The organism is Delftia sp. BGA-UO-ETr-SB1, assembly GCF_059567865.1.
Genome location: NZ_JCAQOW010000006.1, coordinates 443696 through 469595, shown reverse-complemented (window position 1 = coordinate 469595; position 25900 = coordinate 443696). Strand labels below are relative to the sequence as shown.

General features: G+C 68.0%; 23 protein-coding genes. 14 read left to right on the top strand and 9 right to left on the bottom strand.

Annotated elements, in window-relative coordinates; translation table 11 throughout:
• Positions 1-120: 120 nt before the first annotated feature.
• From AC57B5_RS20980 to AC57B5_RS20935, 10 genes are all read left to right on the top strand, one after another.
• Positions 121-1326 carry an ABC transporter substrate-binding protein gene (locus tag AC57B5_RS20980; RefSeq protein WP_063328574.1) on the top strand — a complete coding sequence of 402 codons (1206 nt, stop codon included), beginning with the start codon at positions 121-123 and terminating at the stop codon, positions 1324-1326.
• Between the two features lie 171 nt (positions 1327-1497).
• Positions 1498-2358: a branched-chain amino acid ABC transporter permease gene (locus AC57B5_RS20975; protein ID WP_012207821.1), complete on the top strand. Its 861-nt coding sequence runs from the start codon at positions 1498-1500 to the stop codon at positions 2356-2358.
• Positions 2359-2363: 5 nt separating this feature from the next.
• On the top strand, positions 2364-3356 hold the full coding sequence (locus AC57B5_RS20970; protein WP_170962116.1) for a branched-chain amino acid ABC transporter permease: 993 nt from the start codon (positions 2364-2366) through the stop codon (positions 3354-3356).
• On the top strand, positions 3353-4132 hold the full coding sequence (locus AC57B5_RS20965) for an ABC transporter ATP-binding protein (RefSeq protein WP_043820693.1): 780 nt from the start codon (positions 3353-3355) through the stop codon (positions 4130-4132). Before AC57B5_RS20970 ends, AC57B5_RS20965 begins: the two co-directional genes overlap by 4 nt.
• Complete coding sequence (locus AC57B5_RS20960) at positions 4129-4839, top strand: ABC transporter ATP-binding protein (RefSeq protein ID WP_013804788.1); 711 nt, start codon at positions 4129-4131, stop codon at positions 4837-4839. The genes AC57B5_RS20965 and AC57B5_RS20960 overlap by 4 nt, the downstream gene beginning before the upstream one ends.
• Positions 4840-4871: 32 nt before the next feature.
• A complete protein-coding gene (locus AC57B5_RS20955; protein ID WP_447917002.1) occupies positions 4872-6167 on the top strand; it encodes a Zn-dependent hydrolase in 1296 nt (431 codons plus the stop codon).
• Positions 6164-7630 carry a M81 family metallopeptidase gene (locus tag AC57B5_RS20950; protein WP_447917003.1) on the top strand — a complete coding sequence of 489 codons (1467 nt, stop codon included), beginning with the start codon at positions 6164-6166 and terminating at the stop codon, positions 7628-7630. The genes AC57B5_RS20955 and AC57B5_RS20950 overlap by 4 nt, the downstream gene beginning before the upstream one ends.
• Positions 7631-7838: 208 nt before the next feature.
• Positions 7839-10148 (top strand): NADP-dependent malic enzyme, encoded by a 2310-nt coding sequence (locus AC57B5_RS20945; protein WP_012207827.1) that lies wholly within the window; start codon positions 7839-7841, stop codon positions 10146-10148.
• Between the two features lie 317 nt (positions 10149-10465).
• A complete protein-coding gene (locus AC57B5_RS20940; RefSeq protein ID WP_192368507.1) occupies positions 10466-10885 on the top strand; it encodes a guanyl-specific ribonuclease in 420 nt (139 codons plus the stop codon).
• A gap of 149 nt (positions 10886-11034) precedes the next feature.
• The gene (locus AC57B5_RS20935) at positions 11035-11460 is read left to right on the top strand and encodes a barstar family protein (protein ID WP_013804792.1); all 426 of its coding nucleotides are present in this window, start codon (positions 11035-11037) and stop codon (positions 11458-11460) included.
• A gap of 80 nt (positions 11461-11540) precedes the next feature.
• Here the strand turns inward: AC57B5_RS20935 and rsmA are convergent, their stop codons facing one another.
• The 3 genes from rsmA to AC57B5_RS20920 all read right to left on the bottom strand — a co-directional run bounded on the left by rsmA (position 11541) and on the right by AC57B5_RS20920 (position 16289).
• On the bottom strand, positions 11541-12308 hold the full coding sequence (rsmA, locus tag AC57B5_RS20930; RefSeq protein ID WP_034397468.1) for a 16S rRNA (adenine(1518)-N(6)/adenine(1519)-N(6))-dimethyltransferase RsmA: 768 nt from the start codon (positions 12306-12308) through the stop codon (positions 11541-11543).
• A gap of 76 nt (positions 12309-12384) precedes the next feature.
• Positions 12385-13812, bottom strand: a complete 1428-nt coding sequence (locus tag AC57B5_RS20925; RefSeq protein WP_013804794.1) for a peptidylprolyl isomerase — start codon at positions 13810-13812, stop codon at positions 12385-12387.
• A gap of 41 nt (positions 13813-13853) precedes the next feature.
• A complete protein-coding gene (locus AC57B5_RS20920) occupies positions 13854-16289 on the bottom strand; it encodes an LPS-assembly protein LptD (protein ID WP_496400258.1) in 2436 nt (811 codons plus the stop codon).
• 92 nt (positions 16290-16381) lie between these two features.
• Here AC57B5_RS20920 and AC57B5_RS20915 point away from each other — a divergent pair, with 92 nt between their 5' ends.
• Positions 16382-17479: an aminoglycoside phosphotransferase family protein gene (locus AC57B5_RS20915; protein WP_496400257.1), complete on the top strand. Its 1098-nt coding sequence runs from the start codon at positions 16382-16384 to the stop codon at positions 17477-17479.
• Between the two features lie 13 nt (positions 17480-17492).
• Entirely contained in the window at positions 17493-18245 is a 753-nt protein-coding gene (locus AC57B5_RS20910) for a 16S rRNA (uracil(1498)-N(3))-methyltransferase (RefSeq protein WP_013804797.1), read from the top strand.
• Here the strand turns inward: AC57B5_RS20910 and AC57B5_RS20905 are convergent.
• Together AC57B5_RS20905 and AC57B5_RS20900 are read right to left on the bottom strand one after the other, a co-directional pair.
• Entirely contained in the window at positions 18232-19122 is an 891-nt protein-coding gene (locus AC57B5_RS20905) for an alpha/beta hydrolase (protein WP_496400256.1), read from the bottom strand. The two genes, AC57B5_RS20910 and AC57B5_RS20905, sit on opposite strands and share 14 nt — an antisense overlap.
• Positions 19122-20630 carry a M20 family metallopeptidase gene (locus tag AC57B5_RS20900; protein WP_180318423.1) on the bottom strand — a complete coding sequence of 503 codons (1509 nt, stop codon included), beginning with the start codon at positions 20628-20630 and terminating at the stop codon, positions 19122-19124. Before AC57B5_RS20900 ends, AC57B5_RS20905 begins: the two co-directional genes overlap by 1 nt.
• 11 nt (positions 20631-20641) lie before the next feature.
• On the opposite strand from AC57B5_RS20900, the gene AC57B5_RS20895 reads away from it, so the two are divergent.
• A complete protein-coding gene (locus tag AC57B5_RS20895) occupies positions 20642-21139 on the top strand; it encodes a MerR family transcriptional regulator (RefSeq protein ID WP_235264161.1) in 498 nt (165 codons plus the stop codon).
• 52 nt (positions 21140-21191) lie between these two features.
• Positions 21192-21842, top strand: a complete 651-nt coding sequence (locus AC57B5_RS20890) for an NAD(P)H-dependent oxidoreductase (RefSeq protein ID WP_496400255.1) — start codon at positions 21192-21194, stop codon at positions 21840-21842.
• Here the strand turns inward: AC57B5_RS20890 and AC57B5_RS20885 are convergent.
• The 4 genes from AC57B5_RS20885 to AC57B5_RS20870 form a co-directional block, all read right to left on the bottom strand.
• Positions 21826-22989 (bottom strand): glycerophosphodiester phosphodiesterase, encoded by a 1164-nt coding sequence (locus AC57B5_RS20885; protein ID WP_496400254.1) that lies wholly within the window; start codon positions 22987-22989, stop codon positions 21826-21828. The two genes, AC57B5_RS20890 and AC57B5_RS20885, sit on opposite strands and share 17 nt — an antisense overlap.
• A gap of 72 nt (positions 22990-23061) precedes the next feature.
• Positions 23062-23646, bottom strand: coding sequence for a methionine biosynthesis protein MetW (metW, locus tag AC57B5_RS20880; protein ID WP_012207840.1), 585 nt, complete (start codon positions 23644-23646; stop codon positions 23062-23064).
• Positions 23643-24791, bottom strand: a complete 1149-nt coding sequence (metX, locus tag AC57B5_RS20875; RefSeq protein WP_012207841.1) for a homoserine O-succinyltransferase MetX — start codon at positions 24789-24791, stop codon at positions 23643-23645. Before metX ends, metW begins: the two co-directional genes overlap by 4 nt.
• 106 nt (positions 24792-24897) lie before the next feature.
• Positions 24898-25476: a TMEM165/GDT1 family protein gene (locus AC57B5_RS20870; protein ID WP_034397481.1), complete on the bottom strand. Its 579-nt coding sequence runs from the start codon at positions 25474-25476 to the stop codon at positions 24898-24900.
• Between the last annotated feature and the right edge of the window lie 424 nt (positions 25477-25900).

The following is a 25900-nucleotide window of genomic DNA, read 5'->3' as shown; positions in this document are numbered from 1 at the left end:
CTATTTATCACTATAAATATGAATCAAGGAGCCTGCACGCACCCATTTCGACTGGCATGCAACTTGCTATGAAAAGCGTACCCGGGCCGCCGCGCCTTCAGTCCCCATCACGGAGATCCCATGCAACGTCGTCACCTCCTGCAACTCTCGGCACTGGGCGCATTGCCCGCATCGCTGGGCCTGGGCCGCAGCGTCTGGGCGCAGTCCAAGGACAGCATCCAGTTCGCCTGCCCCGTGCCCATGTCGGGCGCCTTCGCGGCCAACGGCAAGTACGCGGATCTGGGCATGAAGCTGGCCATCGAGCAGTACGGCAAGGCGCTGGGCCGCCCGCTGGCCTACACCGTGCTGGACACCGAGGGCAAGCCCGCCACGGCCGTGCGCAAGCTGCAGGAGTCTTCGCAGCAGCAGGGCACGCGCTTCTTCGCAGGCGGCATCCTGTCGTCGGAGGCGCTGGCCATGGGCAAGGAGGCCGAGAAGACCGGCGGCATCTTCATCACCACCGCTGGCGCCGACGAGATCACGGGCAAGGACTGCAACAGCGCCACCTTCCGCTGGTCGGCACCCACCTTCGGCGCCATCGAGCAGACCGTGCGCCCCCTGGTCGAATCCCTGCCCAAGGCCAAGCGCTGGTACACCATCACGCCGCAGTACGTGTTCGGCGACGGCCTGCTGACGGCGGCCAAGAACATCTTCAAGGAAAAGGGCATCGAGCATGTGGGCAACAGCTACCACTCGCTGACCGAAAAGGAGTTCAGCGGCTACCTGACCAACGCCGTGGCCGCCAAGCCCGACGTGCTGCTGCTGCTGAACTTCGGCGCCCAGTCCTCGGACACGCTGCGCCAGGCCATCAGCTTCGGCATGAACAAGAACATGACCATCCTGATCGCCTGGGCCTCGGGGCTGGAGCAGTTCGAATCGCTGGGCGCCGACCTGTGCGACGGCGTGTACTTCGGCGCCCAGTACTGGCACACGGTGGACACGCCGCTCAACCGCGACCTGGTGCAGCGCTGCAACGACAAGTTCAAGGCCAATCCCAACTACAGCCTGGCCGGCCACTACATCTGCACCAAGCTGATGATCGACGCCATCATCAAGGCCGGCACGGCCGACCCCAAGGCCGTGGTCGCCGCGCTGGAAGGCATGAAGTACCAGGGCCTGACGGGCGAGGAAGAGGTGCGCAAGGCAGACCACCAGGTGCTCAAGAGCTACTACCTGCTCAAGGGCAAGGCCAAGTCCAAGATGAAGAACAAGGACGACTACGTGGATGTGGTCAGCTCAGGCAAGTCCTTCCTGCCCATCGATCAGACCGGCTGCAAATTGGCTTGAAAGCCCCCTGAGCGGCTACGCCGCTTCCCCCTCTCGCGTCGCGGGGGGACGGCACCCTCGCGGCGGGGCGGCCCTTGCTCGGTGCCCCTCGCCTGGGCCTCGCCAGTTTCATGGCGAACCGCGCATCAAGGCCGCCACGGCGCCTCCTTCGTCCATCGTTTCGGACCCTGTATGAGCATCTATCTGCTTCAGACCATCAACGGGATCGGCATAGGCATGCTGTATTTCCTGTTGGCCGTGGGCCTGTCCATCGTTTTCGGCCTGCTGCGTTTCGTGAATTTCGCGCACGGTGCCTTCTACCTGCTGGGCGCCTATTTCTGCTACCAGATGACGCGCTGGGGCATGAGCTTCTGGCTGTCCCTGGTCGTGGTGCCGCTGGCCGTTGGCGCGCTGGGCTGGCTGGTGGAAAAGCTCATGCTGCGCCATGTGTATGCCAAGGCGCATGAGTTCCACATCATCGTCACCGTGGGCCTGGCCCTGGTGGTGCAGGAGCTGGTGATCGTGCAATGGGGCCCGCTGGGCGACAGCGTGGCCGTGCCCGATCTGCTGCAGGGCGTGGTGATGTGGGGCAGCTTCGTCTATCCCAAGTACCGGCTGTTCGTGATCGGCTTCACCGCCGTGCTGGCCGTGCTGCTGTGGTGGCTGCTGGAGGGCACGCGGCTGGGCAGCGCGGTGCGCGCGGGCAGCGAATCGACCGAGATGGTGTCCCTGCTGGGCGTGAACGTGCTGCGCATCTTCAGCCTGGTGTTCGCGCTGGGCGCGGCCACGGCGGCGCTGGCCGGCGTGCTGGCTGCGCCCATACGCGGCGCCGAGCCCTTCATGGGCGTGGAGGCGCTGGGCGTGGCCTTCGTGATCGTGGTCGTGGGCGGGCTGGGCAGCTTCGGCGGCGCCCTGGTCGGCGGCCTGCTGATCGGCATCGTGCAAAGCGTGATGAGCACGCTGTGGCCCGAGGGCGCGCGCCTGATGATCTACGTGGCCATGGCCGCGGTGCTGCTGCTGCGACCCCATGGCCTTCTGGGCCGCAAAGGATGAAGACCATGACCAGGCATTCCCATCTCCTTCTCGCGCTGGCCATCGTGGTCGCCATGCCGCTGTGCATGCAGTCGGGCTCGCTGGCCAGCGAGGTGCTGATCTTCGGCCTCGCGGCCATGGGCTGCAATCTGCTGCTGGGCTACACGGGGCTGCTGTCCTTCGGGCAGGGCATCTTCTTCGGCCTGGGCAGCTACACCATCGCCCTGCTGCTGACGCGCTGGCCCCTGCCCATGCCGCTGGCCCTGCTGGCCGCCACGGCCATGGGGGCCGTGGGCGCGGCCATCGTCGGCTGGGTGGCCATACGCCAGCGTGGCACCTACTTCGTGATGCTGACCCTGGCCTTTGCGCAGATGTTCTATTTTCTGGCCTACTCGGCCACGGACATCACCGGCGGCGACAACGGCCTGCTCGATGTGCCCCGCCCCGCCCTCGCGGTGGCCGGCCAGACGCTGTGGCCGCTGGCCACGCCCTGGCAGTACTACGGCTTTGTGGCCGTGCTCTTTCTGGTGGTGTTCTGGCTGCTGCGCCGCGTCTGCGACTCCATGTTCGGCCGCACCCTGCTGGCCGTGCGCGACAACGAGGAGCGCGCCGCCGCCGTGGGCTACGACCTGAGGCTGTTGAAGTTGCAGGCCTTCGTGATCTCGGGCGCGGTCACGGGCCTGGCCGGCGCGCTGCACGCCATGATGACGGGCATCGCCCCGCTGTCCAACGCCGAGTACCACACCAGCGAAATGATCCTGGTGATGACCGTGATCGGCGGCACGGGCAACCTGCTGGCCTCGGTGCTGGGCGCGGCCTTCTATGTGCTGCTGGGCGACTGGCTGTCCACCCTGTGGCCACGCTGGCTGCTGCTGCTGGGCGTGGTGCTGATGATCGTGAGCCTGGGCCTGCAGCGCGGCCTGTGGGGCCTGGGCGAGAGCCTGTGGGCCCTGGTGCGCCGCAAAGGGCCGGCGGATGCCGAGGCGGCCGCTGCAGAAACCAAAGGAGGCCAGGCATGAGCGCCGCAGCATCTCCCATCCTGCTCGAGGCCGTGGGCGTCGAGAAACGCTATGACAAGTTCGTCGCCCTGGGCGGCGTGGACCTCAAGGTGCGCGCCCATACCGTTCATTCGGTGATCGGCCCCAACGGCGCGGGCAAGACCACGCTGTTCCACATGCTCACGGGCACCAAGAGCGTGAGCGGCGGGCGCATCGTCTTCGACGGCCACGACGTGACGCGCGAGCCCGACCACCGCCGCGTGCGCCGTGGCATGGCACGGTCCTTTCAGGTCACCAGCCTGTTCCTGACCCTGCCCGTGCGCGAGAACCTGCGCCTGGCCGCGCAGGGCGTGGCCCCCGCCAGGGCCCTGGACTGCTGGAACGCGCCCGTGGGCGCGCGCTCCATGGCCGATACCGTGGCCAGCGTGCTCTCGCGCCTGGGCCTGGAGCGCCACGCGGACACGCCGGCCGGCAACCTCTCGCACGGCCAGCAGCGGCGGCTGGAGGTGGGCATGGCCCTGGCCGCACGGCCCAAGGCCATCTTCCTGGACGAGCCGACCTCGGGCATGGGCATCGACGACCTGGACGAGATGAAGCGCCTGATCCAGGGCCTCAGGGACGAGCACACCGTGGTCCTCATCGAGCACAACATGAACATCGTCATGGACATCTCCGACACCATCACCGTCATGCAGCAAGGCCGCGTGCTGGCCGAAGGACTGCCCCACGAGATCCGCGCCGACGAGCGCGTGCGCAGCGCCTATCTGGGCAACATGATCACGGGAGGAAAGGCATGAGCGGTCCCCTGCTTTCGGTCGAGGGCATACACGCCCACTACGGCAAGAGCCATGTGCTGCAGGGCGTGTCGCTGCAGGTGCAGGACGGCGAGCTGGTCACGCTGCTGGGCCGCAACGGCGCGGGCAAGACCACCACGCTCAAGTCCATCGCGGGGGTGATGCAGCCCTCGCAGGGGCAGATCCGCTTCGGCGGTGAACCCGTGCACCGGCTGGCCACACACCAGGTGGCCCAGCGCGGCATCTGCCTGGTGCCAGAGCACCGCGGCATCTTCAAGCTGCTCACGGTGGAGGAGAACCTGCTGCTGGGCCAGCGCAAACGCTCGCCCTGGCAACTGGCCGACATCTACCGCATCTTCCCGCGCCTCAAGGAGCGGCGCGGCAACGGCGGCGGCCAGCTGTCGGGCGGCGAGCAGCAGATGCTGGCCATAGGCCGCGCCCTGATGAACGCGCCGCGCCTGCTCATGCTGGACGAGCCCGTCGAGGGCCTGGCGCCCGTGATCGTGGAGGAGATCGTGGCCCAGCTCAAGACCATCAAGGCCGCTGGCGTGGCGATCTTGCTGGTGGAGCAGAACCTGGAGGTCTGCACCCAGCTGGCCGACCGCCACTACATCATCGAACAGGGTGCGATTGCGCACGAGGCAGGCAATGCCGCTTTCCTGGCCGATGACGCCATCAAGGACCGGTATCTCGGTGTAGGGATCGCCTGATCCACCGCTTTTCGCATTCCCAGGAGTCATTCATGGATCTCAGTACCCCTCTTGCAGCCACCGCCGTTGCGGCCGGGCTGCGCACCGACGGCGCCCGCCTGTGGCAATCGCTGATGGACCTGGCGCGCATAGGCGCCACACCCAAGGGCGGCGTGTGCCGCCTGGCGCTGACGGACCTGGACCGCCAGGGGCGCGATCTCTTCGTGCAGTGGGCGCGCGAGGCCGGCTGCAGCATCCGCGTCGATGCCATCGGCAACATCTTCGCGCGGCGCGCGGGCCTGGACGATGCGCTGCCGCCCGTGATGACGGGCAGCCACATCGACACCCAGCCCACGGGCGGCAAGTTCGACGGCAACTACGGCGTGCTGGCCGGGCTGGAGGTGCTGCGCACGCTCAACGATGGCGGCGTGCGCACGCGCGCCCCGGTGGAGGTGGCCGTGTGGACCAACGAGGAAGGCTCGCGCTTCGTGCCCGTGATGATGGGCTCGGGCGTGTTCGTCAATGCCTTCACGCTGGAGCATGCGCTGGCCCAGCGCGATGCCCAAGGCGTGAGCGTGGACGAGGCGCTGCGCGCCATCGGCTATGCCGGGCCGGCCGGCCCGGCGCCTGCAGTGGGCGCGTATTTCGAAGCCCATATCGAGCAGGGTCCGGTGCTGGAAAACCATGAACGCGTGATCGGCGTGGTCAGCGCCGCGCTGGGCCAGCGCTGGTACGACGTCAGCGTGCAGGGCATGGAGGCCCATGCCGGCCCCACGCCCATGGAGCTGCGCCACGACGCCCTGCTGGCCGCCAGCTGCATCGTGGCCGAGGTCAACCGCATCGCCCTGGACCGCCTGCCGCATGCGCGCGGCACCGTGGGATCGCTGGAGGTGTTTCCCAACTCGCGCAACGTGATCCCGGGCGGCGTCAAGCTCAGCGTGGACCTGCGCGCGCCGGACGACGGCCAGTTGCTGGACATGGACGCCGCACTGCGCGCGGCCTGCGAGCGCATTGCCGCCGCGCATGGCGTGACCATTGGCGTGGAGCAGGTCGTCTACTTCCCGCCCCAGCCCTTCACGCCGCACCTGGTGGAGGCCGTGCGCGCCAATGCCGCCGACCTGGGCTACAGCGCCATGGACGTGGTCAGCGGCGCGGGCCACGATGCCGTCTACCTGGCCCGCGTGGCGCCTGCCGCCATGATCTTCGTGCCCTGCGCCGACGGCATCAGCCACAACGAGATCGAGGATGCCGAGCCTGCCCACCTGGAGGCCGGCTGCAACGTGCTGCTGCGCGCCATGCTGGCGGCCGCGGGCGTGGTGCAGGCAGCGGACGACGGGGTGCCGGCATGAAGATCCTGATCGCCCGGCTCAACCACGAGACCAATACCTTCTCGCCCGTGCCCACGCCCATCGAGGCGTTTGCGCCCACCTATGGCGAGGCCGCCTATTCGGCCAACAAGGGCATGCGCACGGCCATGGCCGCCTTCATCGACCTGGCCGAGGCGGCGGGCGCCACCCTGGTCACGCCTGTGTCCGCCACAGCCAACCCCAGCGGCCCCGTGCATGCGGCCGCCTACGACGAACTCACGCGCCGCATCGTGGCGGCCGCGCCGGGCTGCGATGCCATCTTGCTGGACCTGCACGGCGCCATGGTGGCCGAGAACAGCGCCGACGGCGAAGGCGACCTGCTCGAACGCGTGCGCGCCGCCGCGCCCGGCGTGCCCGTTGGCGTGGCGCTGGACCTGCACGGCAACATCACCGAAAAAATGGTGGGCAATGCCGATGTGATGGTCGGCTTCAAGACCTATCCGCACATCGACATGTACGAGACCGGCGAGCATGCGGGCCGCCTGCTGCTGGACATGCTGGCCGGCCGCGCGCGCTACGCCGTGTGCTGGCACCGCCTGCCCCTGATGAGCCACACGCTGCGCAGCACCACGCTGGACGGCCCCATGCTGGACGCCGTGAACGCCGCGCGCGCCCTGGAAGCGGAGGGCCTGCCCGCGGTCTCGGTGTTCGGCGGCTTCTCGCTGGCCGACATCGCCGCGCCCTGCGTGAGCGTGGTGGCCACCTGCAGGACCGAGGAGCGCGCAGCCACCCAGGCGAGCGTGGACACGCTGGCCGCCCGGATCTGGCAGCGGCGCGCCGACTTCATCTACCGCAGCGAGCCGCTGGCCGATTCGCTGCGCCGCGCCCAGGCCCTGGCCGAAGGCGCCGACCGCCCCGTGCTGCTGCTCGACCATGGCGACAACTGCATGTCCGGCGGCACCTGCGACACCATGGACGTGCTGCAGACCGCGCTGGAGCTGGGCCTGTCAGGTATTGCCGTGGGCCCGCTGTGCGACCCCGAAGCGGTTGCCTCGCTCACGGCGGCGGGCGAAGGCGCCGAGGTGGAGATCGCGCTGGGCAACAAGGTGTCGCTCGAAGGCATCGGCCTGCACAAGCAGCCGCTGCGGCTGCGCGGCACGGTGCGTGCCGTCAGCGACGGCGCCTACACGGTCAGCGGCCCCATCTACACGGGCCAGCGCTGCCACATGGGCCGCACGGTCTGCCTGGACACGGGCGCAGCGCAGATCGTGATCACCGAGCAGACGCACGAGCCCTGGGACCTGGGCGTGTTCCACTGCGTGGGCATGGACCCGACGCGCTTTCGCTTCGTGCTGCTCAAGTCGCGCATGTACTGCCGGCCCGTCTTCGTGCCGCTGTCGGCCGGCCTGGTCGAGTGCGACAGCCCGGGCGTGACCACCTCGGACTATTCGCGCTTTCCGTTCGCCCGGGTCAGCCGCCCGGTGTTTCCGCTGGACGCCATCTGATGGACGCCATGTGATTGCCCGGCTTTGCGGCGGCGCGCAAGCAAAGACCGCCGCCGCTGCGGGGCATTGGGCAACCAGGCATCACAACAGTTTCACAGCAGGGCCCGGCTATTGCCTGTCGGCCTACAATCGGTTCCCCCCTACCTCGGCCGACGGCACGCGGGCTGATCCGCGCGTGCGTTGGCCATGCCTTCGCTGGAGACGCTTGATGTCCGACAACACGGCCCCGACCCCTTCCGATAAACGTGCCCAGCTGCGCCGTGCCGCACTCGAATACCACGAGTTTCCCAAGCCCGGCAAGCTGACCATCGTGCCGACCAAGCCCATGGCCAACCAGCATGACCTGGCCCTGGCCTACTCGCCCGGCGTGGCAGCGCCCTGCGAAGAGATCGTCAAGGACCCGGCCGCCGCCTTCAAGTACACGGCGCGCGGCAACCTGGTGGCCGTGATCTCCAACGGCACCGCCGTGCTGGGCCTGGGCGACATCGGCGCGCTGGCCTCCAAGCCGGTGATGGAAGGCAAGGCCGTCCTGTTCAAGAAGTTCGCGGGCGTGGACGTCTTCGACATCGAGATCAACGAGAAGGACCCGCAAAAGCTGGTCGATGTGATCGCCGCGCTGGAGCCCACCTTCGGCGCCATCAACCTGGAAGACATCAAGGCACCCGAGTGCTTCTTCGTGGAGCGCGAGCTGCGCCGCCGCCTGAAGATCCCCGTCTTCCACGATGACCAGCACGGCACGGCCATCACCGTGGCAGCGGCCATGGTCAACGCGCTCAAGGTGGCCGGCAAGAAGATCGAGGAGGTCCGTCTCGTGGCCTCGGGCGCGGGCGCTGCCGCCCTGGCCTGCCTGAACCTGCTGCTCAAGGTCGGCCTGCGCCGCGAAAACGTGTTCGTCACCGACCTGGCCGGCGTGGTCTACGAGGGCCGCACCGAGCTGATGGACGAGGACAAGGCCCAGTTCGCGCGCGCCACCGAGCTGCGCACGCTGGGCCAGGTCATCGAAGGCGCCGACGTCTTCCTGGGCCTGTCCGCTGGCGGCGTGCTCAAGCAGGACATGGTGGTCAAGATGGCCGCGCGTCCGGTGATCTTCGCGCTGGCCAACCCCAACCCCGAGATCATTCCCGAAGACGTGAAGGCCGTGCGCAGCGACGCCATCATCGCCACGGGCCGCTCGGACTACCCCAACCAGGTCAACAACGTCCTGTGCTTCCCGTACATCTTCCGCGGTGCCCTGGACTGCGGTGCGACCACCATCACCACCGAGATGGAAATCGCCACCGTCCACGCCATCGCCGAGCTGGCCCAGGCCGAGCAAAGCGAGGAAGTGGCGGCCGCCTACGTGGGCGAGCAACTGACTTTCGGCCCTGAGTACCTGATCCCCAAGCCCTTCGATCCGCGCCTGATGATGAAGATCGCATCGGCCGTGGCACAGGCCGCCGCCGAGTGCGGCGTGGCCCAGCGTCCGATCCAGGACATGGATGCCTACCGCGCCCACCTGCAGACCTTCGTCTACGCCTCGGGCACGATGATGAAGCCGCTGTTCGCCGCGGCCAAGAAGGCCGCCAAGAAGCGCGTGGCCTACGCCGAGGGCGAGGAAGAGCGCATCCTGCGCGCCACGCAGATCGTCGTGGACGAGCGCATTGCGCGCCCCACGCTGATCGGCCGCCCGGCCATCATTGCCCAGCGCATCGAGAAATTCGGCCTGCGCCTGAAGGAAGGCACGGACTACGACGTGGTCAACGTCGAGCACGACGAGCGCTACCGCGACTTCTGGCAGACCTACCACCGCATGACCGAGCGCAAGGGCATCACCGTGCCCATCGCCCGGATCGAGATGCGCCGCCGCCTGACCCTGATCGGCTCCATGCTGCTGCACAAGGGCGAAGTCGATGGCCTGATCACCGGCACCTGGGGCCAGACATCGCACCACCTGCAGTATGTGGACCAGGTGATCGGCCGCCGCGCCGGCGTGCAGACCTATGCCTGCATGAACGGCCTGCTGCTGCCCGACCGCCAGGTCTTCCTGGTGGACACCCACGTCAACTACGACCCCACGGCCGAGCAGCTGGCCGAGATCACCATCATGGCCGCCGAGGAAATGATGCGTTTCGGCGTCAAGCCCAAGGCCGCCCTGCTGTCGCACTCCAACTACGGCTCCAGCAACCAGCCCAGCGCCGTCAAGATGCGCCAGACCCTGGAGCTGCTGCGCGAGCAGGCCCCGTGGCTGGAAGTGGACGGAGAGATGCACGGCGACGTGGCCCTGGACGGCAAGGCCCGCGCCCAGCTCATGCCCAACAGCACGCTGCTGGGCAACGCCAACCTGCTGGTCATGCCCAACATCGACGCGGCCAACATCAGCTACAACCTGCTCAAGCAGGCCGCCGGCGGCGGCATTGCCATCGGCCCCGTGCTGCTGGGCGCCGCCCGTCCCGTGCACATCCTCACGCCGAGCACGACGGTGCGCCGCATCGTCAACATGACGGCGCTGACGGTGGCGGACGCTAACGCTAACCGTTAAGCACCCCCTGAGCCGCTTCGCGGCTTCCCCCTCTCTACCCGCTCCGCGGGGGAGGGAGACGGCGCCCTCGCCGCGAGGCGGCTCTCGCTCGGCGCCCCTGGTTTTTTGGCCGCGCGCGCTTTTTTTGACAACGGGCGGCATCTGCATTGAATAGAAGGCAACTCAGGCGCAGAGTTGCCTTCTCACTGTTCAATCCCCAGACATTTCCTTGGTCAAGCTGCCTGTTTTTTGGGCAGAACTTGCATTTTGAGGGGTGTTCCGTCACACTAGCGGGTCGAGATTTCAGGGCTTCCCTGGATTTCTGAAAGGTGTAGTTGATGCTGAAGGCAGCCGCCGCCAAGGCGTACCAGTCCGGTCTAGCGCTCATCGTCGGGGCCGCCTTTGTGCTGTCGCCCTCGCTCGCTGATGCGCGCCGCTCGGCGCCCGAGAGCGTGGAGACGACGGCGGCCGTGGCCACCGTCCCCCTGTCCGAGTTGCCGCGCGAAGGCCGTTCCACGTATACGCTGATCCTGCGCGGCGGGCCTTTTGCCCACGACAAGGACGGCACGGTGTTCGGCAACCGCGAGCGCATCCTGCCGCGCCAGTCGCGCGGCTATTACCGTGAGTACACGGTGCGCACGCCCGGTTCGCGTGACCGTGGAGCCCGCCGCATCGTCTGCGGCGGAGAGCCCCAGCAGCCCGATGCCTGCTACTACACCAGCGACCACTACAGCAGCTTTCGCAAGATCATCGAATGACCTCGACCCAGTCTCTACAGCCAGTTCGACCCTCCGTGTCCGACGCAGTGCGCTGGCAGGGGTCTGCATTTCATCCACAGCCCAGGGATGCCGAAGGCCATGAGCCCGTCCCCGCAGGCCACATCCACGTTAGAGAAAGAGCCACGGAGATGGATGCACCACTTCGTAAGATCCCCGACACCCCTTTGCGGAACGTGCGCGCCAACATCGTGCAGTCCATCCGCGCCTACAGGGTGGAGGATCTGCAACAGGCGGCCGAGACGCTGGGGTGCCATTTTCTGTATGCCAACCTGGCCCATGCGCAGACCAAGGCCGATATCCTGGAACTGCTGGCCACGCAGTTCTTCTTCCCCGCGCATTTCGGCAAGAACTTCGACGCGCTCTACGACTGCCTGACCGACCCCATCCACAAGGCCGGCCCGCAGCCGGGCTTTGTGCTCGTGCTCGACCAGATCCCGACCACGCCCAAGTTCGACAAGGAAGTGCGCGAGCAGCTGCTGGACAGCTTCCGCGACGCGGCCGAGTACTGGGCCGAGCGCAAGATTCCGTTCCGCTGCTTCTACTCGTTCCTGTAAGCGCAGGACATTGATTGCCCAGAGCCGACAGCGCCCAATCGGGTGCTGTCGGCGCTGCAGTCGCTGGGCGCCGCCTGTGCCTAGGCGCGCGTGAACCGGGCGGCGAGTGCCTCGTATTCGGACACCGGCACTTCCTCGGCGCGGCGCTGCAGGTCGAATTCCCCGTCAAAGCCCTTGGCTTCCAGCCAGCGCCCCAGCGTGTTGCGCAGGATCTTGCGCCGCTGGCTGAAGGCCACCTGCACCATCTCCTCCAGCAGCTTCGCGTCCAGGGCCGCCGGCGCCTCGCGCGGGACCATGCGCACGACGGCGCTGTCCACCTTGGGCGGCGGATTGAAGCTCTCGGGCGGCACGTACAGCACGCTCTCCATCGCATAGCGCCACTGCAGCATGACCGTCAGCCGCCCATAGGCGGCCGTGGAGGGCGACGCCACCATGCGGTCGATGACCTCCTTTTGCAGCATGAAATGCTGGTCCTCGACCACGTCCACCTGCTCGAGCAGGTGAAAGAGGATGGGGCTGGAGATGTTGTAGGGCAGGTTGCCCGCAATGCGCAGCTTGGGCACGCCCAGGCGCGCGGCAATGGCACGGAAGTCCACCTTGAGCACGTCGGACTCGACCACGTCGAGCTGCTCGTGCAGGCGCAGGCGCACGGCCAGGTCGCGGTCCAGCTCGATCACGGTGAGCCGGCCCAGGCGTTCGACCAGGGGCTGGGTCAGGGCCATCAGGCCCGGCCCGATCTCGACCATGGACTGGCCCGGCCGGGGGTCGATGGCGCTCACGATGCCGTCGATGATGCCGTCATCGGTCAGGAAGTTCTGGCCGAAGCGTTTGCGAGGAATGTGTTTCATAGAAAAAGCAAGGCGGTGCGCCATGGCACCGCCTTCCATTGTGGACTGCCGCAGCCGCAGCTGCTCGGGGGGTGTCTTATTGCGGAGGCTCGCGGTACTCGACGTAGGCGCGGCCACGCAGCTCCTGAAGCCAGGTCTGGTAGTCGGTTTCGAGCTTGCGCTCGCGCACCACGTTGCGCACCATGTCGCGCTGCTCGCGCGGCGTCAGCGCAGCCTGGCGGCGCTCGATGAGCTGGATCAGGTGCACACCGAAGCGCGAGACCAGCGGGTCGCTGACCTGGCCGGGCTGCAGCGCATTGAGCACCTGCTCGAACTCGGGCACGAACTGGCCGGGCGAAGCCCAGCCCAGGTCGCCGCCGTTGCGCGCGCTGCCGTCCTGCGAGAACTCGCGGGCCAGCGATTCGAAGCTGGCCTGGCCGCTGTCCACGCGGCGCTTGTAGTCGGCCAAGCGCTTGGCGGCATCGGCCTCGGTCATCTGGTCGCCAATGCGCAGCAGGATGTGGCGCGCATGGTTTTGCGTGACCACGGACGGCATGCCGGCCTGCGACTTCTCCAGCACCTTGAGCACGTGAAAGCCCGCGCCCGAACGGAAGGGGCCGACGATGCCGCCCTGCGCCGTCTGGCCCACGGCCTTGGTGAACAGCTCGGGATAGCGGTCCAGCGGGCGCATGCCCATGGCGCCGCCGCCCTGGCCGTCGGGCACATCGGAGAACTCCTTGACCACGGCCAGGAAGTCGCCTTGCGTGCGGGCGGCCTCGGCGGCCTGCTTGGCGCGGGCCTCGCGCTCGGCCACTTCGGCGGGGCTGGCGTTCTCGGGCACGGAAATCAGGATGTGGCCCAGGTTCACGGCGGCCGGTGCCTTGTCGGCACCGCCGCTGCGCTGCTCAGCCAGGTAGCGATCGATGTCGGCATCGGTAACGCGCACGCGGCCGTCCACATCGCGCTCGCGCAGTCGTTGCAGCGTGATCTGGCGGCGCAGCTCTTCGCGAAACTGCTTTTCGTTCACGCCTTCGGCCCGCAGGCGGGACTGCAGGCCAGCCTTGTCCAGGCCGTTTTGCCGCGCCACATTGGTCAGCGCCTGGTCCACGGCGTAGTCATCCACGCGCAGGCCCGTGTCCTTGGCTTCCTGCAGCTGGGCCTTTTCGACGATCAGGCGCTCCAGCACCTCGCGGGCCAGCAGCGCCTCGGGCGGCATCTGGCCGCCCTGCTCGGCGATGTTCTGTGCCACGCGCGCCATGCGGGCACGCACTTCGTTGTTGGTCACCGGCTCGGAGTTGACCACGGCGACGATGTAATCAGCCGAGCGCACGCCTGCCTTGGCGCCGCGATCGCGCGACGAGGGCAGGTTGGTGGCGTCCAGCGCACGCGAGACGGAGGCATCGCCGGCCTGGGGCGCCCTGGACTGGCCCGGAACACGCAGGCCTTGCGCCTGGGCTGTGGTGGCCAGCAAGGCCAGCGCCACAGCGGCAGCTGCGCAGCAATGGGTCTGGGAAAGAAAACGCATGGGAGAGATGCCTTGCAAAAAGCGTGTTTGGAGCGTTGGCTCTAATCGTAGTTGGTGAAGCGGCTGGGAGGCGTCACGGACTCGCGCAGGTACTGGTAGCGCGGCACATTCTGCTTGAGGCTGCGCTGCGGGTCTGCACCCAGGCTCAGCCGCGAGAAGCCGACGAACTCGATCTGGAACAGCAGCCGGGTGTTGGACTGGGTGATGGAGCTTTGCAGGCGCTCCAGCACCACGCGGCCAATCCAGCAGCAGCCGTCGTACTCCAGCCCGACCACGGTATCGACGAGCTTGCGGTCCTTCAGGCTGTAGTTCAGCCGGCCCACCGTGTACCAGCGCCCGCCGCCCTGGCCACGGCCAGCGCCCAGGTCGCGCCCCTTGTCGCCCCACAGGTCGTTGATGGGCCATTGCCAGCCCACATCGACCAGCTTGCTGGCGTCGGTACGCGCCACGGTGTCGTACTGGGTACGGTAGGCCACGTTCACCGTGCGGTAGGAGCTGGGGCTGTAGCGCGCACCAAAGGTGGTACGCACCGAGCGGTTGAGGTCGCGGTTGTACTGGGTCGTGCCTTCGGTGGACCAGGCATCGGTCCAGTTGATGGCCGCGCCCAGCAGCACGTCGGACAGGCGGCTGGTGGCCGGCACCTCGCCGGGCAGGATGACCTTCTGGTCGGAGAAGCGCACGCGCTGCGCAATGCCGAAGCGCGCCTTTTCCGCACCCGTGGTCCCGTCGATCAGGCGCGTGGTCGCACCCAGGGTCAGCAGGTGGTTGTCGGCAATGCGGTCCTGGCCGTTGTAGTCGTTCTCGGAGTAGATGCTCGCGAAGTTGAAGTCGTTGCGCGCCGTGTCATACAGCGGCAGAAAGCTCTGGTCGCGGTAGGGCGTGTAGGTGTAGAAGGCGCGCGGCTCGAAGGTCTGCAGCAGCTGGCGGCCGAACAGCGTGGTGTCGCGCTCGAACACCAGCCCGCTGTCCACGCTGACCGTGGGCAGCGTGCGCGAGGCATTGCGGCTGCCGTTGCTCATCAGGCTGTCCACCTGGTAGTTGCTGGTGTGCAACTGGATCTTGGGCGTGATGAAGGCGCCCGGCGACAGGAAGGGGCGGCTCACCTGGGCCAGCATGTAGCTGCGCTGGCCGTTGTTGTAGGTCATGCCGGCCAGCGGCTTGTCGATCTCGAAGCGCGTGGTGTCGGCCACAAAGCTGAAGTCCAGGCCGTGCGGCAGGTCCAGCGGCGTGTAGCGCCATTGCAGCTGCGGCTTCATGCCGTAGGGCGGGGCAATGGGCGCCGATGCATCCTGCATGGTCTGCCAGTACAGGGTGCGCAGGGTCAGCACATTGTCGCCACGCGCCCAGGACAGGTTCACATCGTTGGGCAGCAGGCGCTCGCGCAGCGATTTCGCGGCCAGCGGGAAGTCGCGCCAGTAGTTGTCGTCGCTGACGCGGTTGAGGTTCATGTTCAACCCCAGGCCGCCGATGGGCGAGTCGATGACGCCCCGGTGCTGCAGCGAGTAGGCCCAGCGGTCCCGGTCACGCTGGCGGTCGCCGGGCATGTAGGCCGCATAGGCCTCGCCCGAATAGGTCGGCTCCAGGTAGCGGAACTGGGCGCCCAGGTTGACGCCGCGCTTGCTCATGACCGAGGGATACAGGGTCATGTCGCGGTTGGGCGCAAGGTTCCAGTAGTAGGGCTGCGTGTATTCGATGCCGCTGAGCTTGTCCAGGCCCATGGTGGGAGGCAGCAGGCCCGACTTGCGCTTGTCCGACAGCGGAAAGCTCATGCGCGGCACGGGCAGCACGGTCACGCCCTTGAACTGCAGGGCCGCACCCTCGGCCACGCCCACTTCCTCGGCCATATCGATGTGCAGGGTCCGGGCGCGCAGCATCCAGGCCGGCTCCCAGCTGGCCTCGTCGTCGCGCTGGCAGGTGGTGTAGGTGGCATCGTGGACCACGGCATGGTCGCGGTCGATGAAGTCCACGCGCGAGGATTTTCCGTAGGCGCCATTGGCCAGGAAGCGATATCCGGCGTTGTCGAAAAAGCCCTTGAAGGCATCGACCTCCAGGTCCAGCTGCGAGCCCTCGTAGACATTGCCGGCCTGGTTGATGTGCACTGCGCCCGAGGCATTGACGCGGTCGTCGGGTACCTGGTATTCGAGCCGGTCGGCGCGGATCATGGTGTCGCCGCGGCGCAGTTCGGCATTGCCTTCGACCACCGAGTTGATGTCCGGCTGGCCGCTGAGCGCGTCACCGCGCACATAGACGGGCTGCTGGGAGCGCACCGCCTCGGGATAGGTTTCCTGCATCAGCGTGCTGGGGCGCAGCGGGCGGACTTGCTGCAGCCGGCCTTCGTCGGCTGCAGCGGGCTGGGCCTGGGCCATCGTGGAGCCACCGGCCCATGCGAGAGCCACAAGCCAGGCCAGCGGGCGTACAGCGGGGCGCGCGGGCGCGCGGGCAGCCAGCGGATCGGGGAGCGGCGGTCGGAGGTACACGGTGGTCAACAGCGGCGGGTGGACAAAGGCGCAAGCCTAGCATCACCGCCGGGCATTCGCCGGGGTGGCGGTTTGTAGAATCGCGATTATCCATGAGCCATCCAAACACCCCCACGGCCGGCGTTGTCTGGGCCGACCCCGCCCGCCACGCCGCCTTCGACGCCTGGCTGGCCCCGCTGTCCGCCCGCCACGCGCTGCACCCCGAAACACTGCGCCCTGCCTCGGCCGATGCCAGCTTTCGCCGCTATCTGCGCCTGGACACCAGCGCGGGCGCCAGCCTCATCGTCATGGATGCCCCGCCGGACAAGGAAGATTGCGCGCCCTTCGCCAAGGTGCAGGCGCTGATGGCATCGGCCGGGCTGGCCGTGCCGCAGATCCTGGACTGGGATGCGGCGCACGGCTTCATGCTGCTGTCCGACCTGGGCGGCCACACCGTCATCGAGGCGCTGGACCCGGAAAAGCCCCAGGACGCGGAAGCCTGGTACCGCTCGGCGCTGGAGGTGCTGCTGGCCTGGCAGACCGCCTCGCGCCCCGACGTGCTGCCCGCGTATGACGACGCGCTGCTGCGCCGCGAGCTGCAGCTGTTCCCCGACTGGTACATCGCGCGCCACCGCGAAACCGTGCTCGACGACAGGCAGCAGGCCACGCTGGCCAAGGCCTTCGACCAGATCGTGGCCCATAACCTGGCGGCACCCAGCGTCTTCGTGCACCGCGACTTCATGACGCGCAATCTCATGCAGCCCGTGACCGCCAGCGGCCCGCTGGGCGTGCTGGACTTCCAGGATGCGGTCTATGGCCCGGTGACCTATGACATCGCCAGCCTGCTGCGCGATGCCTTCATCAGCTGGGAGGAGGACTTTGTCATCGACATTACCGTGCGTTACTGGGAGAAGGCGCGCAAGTCGGGATTGGTCGGCGCGCGCAGCCAAAGCGGCTGGGGCGACGATTTCGGTGAGTTCTACCGGGGCGTGGAGTGGATGGGCCTGCAGCGCCACCTCAAGGTGGCCGGCATCTTCGCGCGGCTGACGCTGCGCGACGGCAAGCCCCGCTACCTGGCCGACGCGCCGCGCTTCATCCACTACATCCGCTCCACCTGCAGCCGCTACCGCGAGCTGACGCCGCTGCTGCGCCTGGTGGACCAGATCGAAAACATCCAGCCCCAGGTCGGCTGGGCCTACGGGCGCGTCTGAGAACGGATACGCCATGCCACGCTTTCACTGCCCCATTGCGCTGCGCAGCGGCGCCGACATCGACCTGCCGCCCGGCGCGGCGCGCCATGTGCAGGTGCTGCGCCTGCAGCCCGGCGACGGTATCACCCTCTTCGAAGGCCGCGCCGGCGAAGGCTTCAGCGGCGGCGAGTTCGAGGCCACCGTGCTGCGCATGGGCCGCAGCGACGTGGCCGTGCGCATAGGCGCGCACCACGCCGTGGAACGCGAGCCCCTGCGTCCCGTGCACCTGCTGGCAGGCATCACGGCCAACGAACGCATGGACTGGCTGGTGGAGAAGGCGGCCGAACTGGGCGCCGCCAGCATCACCCCGCTGGTGGCCGAGCGCAGCGTGCTCAAGCTCAAGGGCGAGCGCGCCGAGAAAAAACTCGCCCACTGGCAGGCCGTGGCCGTATCGGCCTGCGAGCAGTGCACGCGCAACCGCGTTCCCCCGCTGCACACCCCGGCAGACCTGGAGGACTGGCTGGAGGGCGGGGCGAAACAGCTGCCGCCCGGCACGCTGCGCCTGCTGCTGTCGCTGGGCGAGGGCACGCGGCCGCTGGGTGAGATCCTGGATGCCACGGCCGAGGATGCACCCGTGGTCTTTCTCTCCGGCCCCGAGGGCGGCCTGTCGCCTGCCGAGGAGGCCCTGGCCCGCGCCCAGGGCTTTGTGCCCGTCACGCTGGGGCCACGCGTGCTGCGCGCGGAAACCGCGCCCCTGGCCGCGCTGGCGGCGCTCACGCTGGCCTGAAGCGGCCCAGCCAGTCGCGCAGCCGCGCGAACACGGGCGCGGCGAAGTCATTGCGCTCGTTGAACAGCTCGTGGTAGGCGCCGTCAAAGCGCTGCGCCTGTACCACGGCTGGCGGCGCGCGGTCGGAAAAGGCCTGGCTGCCGGCCGGCGCCACCAGCCTGTCGTCCCCCGCCCACATCAGCAGGCTGGGCACGCCCCACTGCCCCGCGCGGGCCAGCACCTGCGGGCCGCCCTGCGCCAGAAACCGCGCCAGCCGCGCGCAGATGCGGTCATGGCACAGCGGATCGGCACGGTAGGCATCGCAGACCGCCGCGTCATGCGAGAGATAGGGAATCTGCAGGCCGTTGGACACGCGCAGGTCGGGCACCAGGCGCGGCAGCGTGCCCACGAGCAGTTTCTGGATGGGCGACAGGCCCACGTCGAAGGCCGGCGAAGACAGCACCAGCGCATCGACAGGCCGGATGGCACGCGCCACGAACAGCGCAGCCACCAGGCCGCCCAGGCTGTGGCCCAGCAGCACCAGCGGCTGGCCAGCGGGCTGCTGGGCACGCGTGGCATCGACCACGGCCGCAAGGTCATCCAGCAGCCGGCCATCGGCCGTCAAGCCGCCGCGCGGCCCTGCCGAGCGCCCATGGCCGTATTGGTCGTAGCCGCGCACCGCATAGCCCCAGGCATTGAGGCGCCGGGCCAGCGCCTCATAGCGGCCGATGTGCTCGCCCAGGCCGTGCACCAGCAGCACGGTGGCGCGCGCCTGGCCCCCGTCCACGGGCCAGTCGCGCAGTGACAGCTCGGCGCCGTCGCTGGACGCAAGGCGCGTGACATGGCCTTGCGAGGCAGGTGCGGGTGCGGGTGCGGGTGCGGGGGCAGGCGCTGCCATCACGCCACGCCAGCAGCGCCCGCCTCGGCGGCTGCCTGCGCCCCGGCCATGGCGGCGATCACCTGGGCCACGGCGGCCGTGAGCTTCTTGGCATAGGGCACATGCAGGAATTCATTGGGACCGTGGGCATTGCTCTTGGGACCGAGCACGCCGCAGACCATCATCTGGGCCTTGGGAAAGCCCTGGCTGAGCATGTTCATCAGCGGAATCGTGCCGCCCTGGCCGATGTAGCCGCAGGAGGCGCCGAAATGCGCCTGGCTTGCCGCGTTGAGCGCGTCTTCGAACCAGCCGTCCATGGCCGGCGCATTCCAGCCGCTGGCGCCCGACAGGCCCTGCCAGGTCACACGGGCCTGGTAGGGCGCGTTGTCCTCCAGCAGCGCCTTCATTTCCTGCACGCAGGCAGCGGCATCGACCAGGGGCGGCAGGCGCAGGCTGAGCTTGAAGGCGGTATAGGGGCGCAGCACGTTGCCGGCATCCTGCAGCGCGGGCAGTCCCTCGGCGCCGGTCACGCTCAACGTGGGCTCCCAGGTGCGCTTGACCAGGGCCTGGACCGGGTCGGTGGTGGTGGGCAGGGCGAACAGCGTGGAGCCGCCGCAGTCGTAGTGCGCCCAGGGGAAGCGGGCATAGGTTTCCTCGCCCAGGATGGCCGCCGTGTCGCGCATCTGCGCCATGCGCTCGGCCGGCACCTCGCAGTGGAAACTGGCGGGCAGCAGGCGCCCGGTCTTGCTGTCCTCCAGCCGGTCCAGCACCTGGCGCAGGATGCGGAAGGACGACGGCACGACGCCCGAGGCATCCCCCGAATGCACGCCCTCGGTGAGGATTTCCACCTTCAGCGTGCCGCTGGCCATGCCGCGCAGGCTGGTGGTCAGCCACAGCTGGTCGTAGTTGCCGGCGCCGCTGTCCAGGCAGATCACCAGACCCACATCGCCCAGGCGCGGACGCAGGGCATCGACATAGGGCAGCAGGTCGCGCGAGCCGCTTTCCTCGCAGGTCTCGATCAGGCCCAGGATGCGCGGGTGCGGCACGCCCTGGCGCTTGAGCTCCTGCACGGCCGCGATGCTGGCGTAGACCGCATAGCCGTCGTCGGCGCCGCCACGGCCATAGAGCTTGCCGTTCTCGTACTTGGGCGTCCACGGGCCCAGGTCGCTGCGCCAGCCGTCGAACTCTGGCTGCTTGTCCAGGTGGCCGTACATCAGCACCGTGGGGCTGGAGGCCGCCTTGTCCTGCGTGCCTTCCACCTCGAAGAACAGCACCGGCGTGCGGCCGGGCTGGCGCACGATCTCCAGCGTCAGGCCCGCCACCCTCTGCGCCAGCACCCAGTCGGCCGCATTGCGCAGCACGGTCTCCAGGTGGCCCTGCTGCTCCCAGTCGGGCGCGAACATGGGCGATTTGGCGGGAATGGCGATGTACTCGGTCAGCGCCGGGACGATGCGCTCGTCCCAGGAGCGGCTGATCTGGTCAAGCGCGGCTGCGGGCTGCAGCAGCTGCGAAGGGGTGCGTGCGTTCATGGCGGGTCCTCGTGTCATGGGTCGGCGCACCGTTCGAGCGAAGCCAGCGCCGCGATCCGGTCATTGTGCGCCAAGGCGGCACGGACCCCGGGCACCCCGCCGCCAACGACTACGATCGCGCCATGTATATCGGAGAACTCGCCCGACGCGCCGGCTGCTCGCCCAAGGCCGTCCGGCTGTATGAATCACGGGGCCTGCTCGGCGCCGTGGCACGGGCAGGCAGCTACCGCGTCTATGGCGAGCAGGACCTGGTGCTTGTGCAGCGCATCCGCCAGGCGCTTGGGCTGGGCTTTCGGCTGGACGAGCTGCACGGCCTGCACCGCATCCATGAGGCCACAAGCTGGGAAGCCCTGGCCCGGCTGCTGCGCGAGCGCAGCACCCAGGTTCAGGCAGAAATCCGGCGCCTTCAGGCACAGCAGTCCCAGTTGGCGGCGCTGGAGCGCGAACTGCTCGAATGCAGCCTGGAGACGGCAGGTACCCAGGGCGCCTGCGAACCCGCATTGGCCTGAGCACGCGGCCTGAGCCCGGGTGCTTGACCCTGCCCCAAGGGGCAAGGCGAATATGGGCGCCATGTCTCCAAGCACCTCCCGCCCTCCTGCCGATACGCATCCCCAGCGCATCCTGATCATCCTCGGCCACCCGTCGGCCAGCAGCCTGTGCGCAGGCCTGGCCGACGCCTACGCACAGGGCGCACGCGACAGCGGCGCCGAGGTACGCCTGCTGCGCCTGGGCGACCTGGACTTCGACCCGCTGCTGCATGCCGGCTACCGCCAGGACCAGCCCCTGGAGCCTGACCTGCAGCGGGCCCAGGCCGACATCCTGTGGGCCAGCCACCTGGCATGGGCCTATCCCACCTGGTGGGGCGGCCTGCCGGCCTTGCTCAAGGGCTTCATCGACCGCATCTTTCTGCCGGGCTTCGCGTTCAAGTACCGCAAGGGCTCGGTGCTGTGGGACCGGCTGCTGGCCGGCCGCACGGCCGACCTGCTGGTGAGCATGGATTCACCGCCCTGGTACTACCGCTGGGTGGCGCACATGCCGGGCCACCACCAGATGCGCCGCGCCATCCTGGAATTCAGCGGCATCCGGCCCGTGCGCATACACAGCTTCGGCCCCGTGCTCGGCGCCGAGGCCGCCCGTGTGCAGCAGTGGCTGGAACAGGCGCAGGCAGCAGGCAAGCGCGCGGCGGCGCGCCGTCTCAAGGCTTCGGTTTGAGCAGGTCATCGATGGCCGCGCGCCCCACCGACGGATCGTCGGTGAAGATGCCATCGATGCCCGTGCGCAGGAAATCGTCCATGTCGGCCCGTGCATTGCCGCGCCGGGTGCCGTCCTGTGCGGGCGGCGATTTCAGGCTCAGGGGAAGGAAGGCGTTCTCGGGCCGCAGCGTCCAGGGATGGACCAGCAGCCCTGCACGGTGGGCATCGGCCACCAGCGCCGTGGGCGCCGCATTGGCGCCCTGCACCACGGGGATCACCATGCTCTTGCTCGGCCCGATGCCGTTGGCATAGCGCGCAATCTCGGCCAGGCCCGCGGGCGTGACCATGTCGGCATAGCCGGGGCCCGTGCCGCGCGCCACGCTGTCATAGGGCTTGCCCTTGGGCGCCAGCAACTGCACCAGGCGCAGGCTGCTGCGCGCGCGTATCCAGCGCAGGTTTTCCACCTCGAAGGACTGCACGAAGACTGGCGCCTGCGCATGGTTCCAGCCGTTGTCCGCAAGCAGCTTCAGCAGCACGGGCTCCAGCGGCAGGCCGATGGACTGGAAGTAGCTCGGGTGCTTGGTCTCGGGATAGATGCCGATGGTGTGGCTTGTGCGTACGCTCTCGGCTCGGGCCAGGTCGATGACCTCCTGCAGCGTGGGCACCTCGAAACGGTCATTGAACTGCACATTCGCCGGGCGGATCGCCGGGATGCGTTCACGCGCACGCAGCGTCTTCAGCTCGGCCAGCGTGAAATCCTCCACGAACCAGCCCGTGATCGCCTGCCCGTCGATGGTTTTGGTGGTCTTGCGCGCCGCGAACTCGGGACGGTCGGCCACATTGGTCGTGGCCTCCTTGAGGCTGCCGTCGGCCGCCAGGATGGCGATGGCGTTCTCATGCCGCGCCACCAGCACGCCATCACGCGTGATGACCAGGTCGGGCTCGATGAAGTCGGCGCCCGCGCGTATGGCCTCCCGGTAGGCCTCCAGCGTGTGCTCTGGCCGCAGCGCCGATGCGCCGCGGTGCGCGATCAGCGCGGGCCGGGGAGGCCAGTCCGCGGCCTGCGATGGGGAATTGGCGGCCTGCGGCGTGGCGCAGCCTGCCAGCAGCAGGCCGGCGGCCGCGCCGGCCAGGGCCAGCGCGCGGCGGCGTGGGAAGCGGTTCATGTCTGCCTTTCGGGTTCGCAATCCGTCGATTGTGCGCGCCACCCATGACACGGGCATGGACCGGACCGCCGCTCAGGCGTGCTCGAAATGGAAGACGGCCGTGCCCGCCATGAGATTGGGCAGGGTGCGCACGCTGCGGCCATCCTGCAAGCCGAAGGAGTCGAGGATGCGCAGCCGGTTGCGGGTGGCAAGCACCTCGAAGTCCTTGTAGGTGCCCACGCGGATATTGGGCGTGTCATACCACTGGTAGGGCAGGCGCCGCGTCACCGGCATGCGCCCGCGCAGCACGGACAGGCGGTTGGGCCAGTGCGCGAAGTTGGGGAAGGCGACGATGCCCGCGCGGCCTATGCGCGCCGTCTCCTGCAGCATGGTCTCGGCATTGCGCAGATGCTGCAGCGTGTCGATCTGCAGCACCACGTCGAAGCTGTTGTCCTGGAAGATGGCCAGCCCGTCCTCCAGGTTCAGCTGCAGCACGTTCACGCCCCGGCGCACGCAGGCCAGCACATTGGCGTCGTCCAGTTCCACGCCGTAGCCGGTGCAGCCGCGCTCGCGCTGCAGGTGCGACAGCAGGGCGCCATCGCCGCAGCCCAGGTCGAGCACGCGCGAGCCCTTGGGGATCAGGCGCGCAATCGCCTGCATGGTGTTCAGCTCGGTCATGCGGCCTCCTTGGCGGCTGTCGTGGTTTCCTGGGCGATGTTGTCAAAGTAGGAGCGCATCACCTTCATGTAGCGGGGGTCGTCGAGCAGGAAGGCGTCATGGCCGTGGGGCGCGTCGATCTCGGCGTAGCTGACGTCGCGGTTGTTCTCCAGCAGCGACTTGACCAGCTCGCGGCTGCGCGCGGGGGCAAAGCGCCAGTCGGTGGTGAAGCTCACCAGCAGGAAGCCGGCCTTGGCCACGGACAGCGCCCGGGTCAGGTCGCCGCCGTGCGCGCGCGCCGGGTCGAAATAATCGAGCGCACGCGTGATCAGCAGGTAGGTGTTGGCGTCGAAGTAGCTGCTGAACTTCTCGCCCTGGTAGCGCAGGTAGCTCTCGATCTGGAACTCCACGTCCTGCGTGCTGTACTTCAGGTCCAGCCCCTCCCTCAGCTGGCGGCCGAACTTCTGGTTCATCACATCGTCGCTGAGGTAGGTGATGTGGCCGATCATGCGGGCGATGCGCAGGCCCCGCGCCGGCACCACGCCGTGTTCGTAGAAATGCCCGCCGTGGAAATCCGGGTCGGTGACGATGGCGCGGCGCGCCACCTCGTTGAAGGCGATGTTCTCGGCATTGAGGTTGGGCGCGCTGGCCACGACCACGGCGTGGCGCATGCGGTCAGGATGGCGCAGCGACCACGACAGCGCCTGCATGCCGCCCAGGCTGCCGCCCAGCACGGCGGCCAGCTGGCCAATGCCCAGCCGGTCCAGCAGCCGGGCCTGGGCGTCCACCCAGTCCTCCACCGTGACCACGGGGAAGTCGGCGCCATAGATCTTGCCGGTGTCGGGATGCGCGTGCATGGGGCCGGTCGAGCCAAAGCACGAGCCCAGGTTGTTCACGCCGATCACGAAGAACCGGTTCGTATCCACGGGCTTGCCCGGGCCGATCATGTTGTCCCACCAGCCCTCGCTCTTGGCCTGGCCCTCGTAGACGCCTGCCACATGGTGGGAGGCATTGAGCGCATGGCAGACCAGCACCGCGTTGCTGCGATCGGCATTGAGCTGCCCGTAGGTCTCGTAGGCGAGGTCGTAGTCCCGGATCGAGCCGCCGCCCTGCAGCGGCAGGGGCTCGTCGAAGTGCATGGTTTGTGGTGTGGCGATGAAGGACATGAAAAAACCCGGCATCGCTAAAAACGAGGCCGGGTTCTCTGGTGTCGTCTTTAGCAGGATTTATAAAGCGCCCGCAAGCAGAAGCAAATCGGCGCATGAAGGCTCATTATGCCAAAACGCCCGTCCCCGGAAGGAACAGGGCCAGCACGCCCAGCACGAGGAAGATCACGGCCGACACCACATGCACCAGGCGTATGGGCACGCGCTTGACCAGCTTGTCGCCCAGCCACACCACAGGCGCGTTGGCCAGCATCATGCCCAGCGTGGTGCCGGCCACCACCCACAGGTAGGCGTTGTACTTGGCCGCCAGCATCACGGTGGCAATCTGCGTCTTGTCGCCCATCTCGGCCAGAAAGAAGGCCACCAGCGTGGTGCCGAAGACGCCCCAGCGCGAATGCCCGGAAACCTCGTCCTCGTCGAGCTTGTCGGGGATCAGCATCCAGATCGCCATGGCGATGAAGGACAGGCCCAGGATCCAGCGCATGGCGTTCTCGCCCAGGTAGCTTGTGATCCAGGCGCCCACGGCACCGGCCAGCGCATGGTTGACCAGCGTGGCCACGAAAATGCCCGCAACAATGGGCCAGGGTTTGCGAAAACGCGCGGCGAGCACCAGCGACAGCAGCTGGGTCTTGTCCCCCATCTCGGCAAGTGCGACGACGGAGGTTGAAATCAGGAAGGCTTCCATGGTGTGGGGATTTATCCGGCCGGATAGAGCACGCATTGACCACGCTCCGACTCCGGCCTTTGGATCGGTGCGCGGTCAATGGTCTCGATCGGTCACACGCAGCATTGCACTGCGCGCCGCATACGCCATAGGCCAGCGAAGGCCCAAGTTTGTTGACGCATGCATCCGGCTACTGAGCCGAACGATCTACTCCCCAAAGACTGAGGCGGCGATCATAGCAGCACCCCGATCCGCATGCCGACCACCACTGCCGCCACGGCACTTGCTTATGCGCTGCCGCAATTTCAGGGTTACTCCCAGGGGCATTCTGTGGCGGGCACGACGAATTTTTGCGAAACAGTAATAACGTGCGAAAACTTCTGCCACATAATGGGCAGGCTTTCGTTCGGGCTTCGGCTCAATGAGGGCGAGTGCGTTTGCGTCT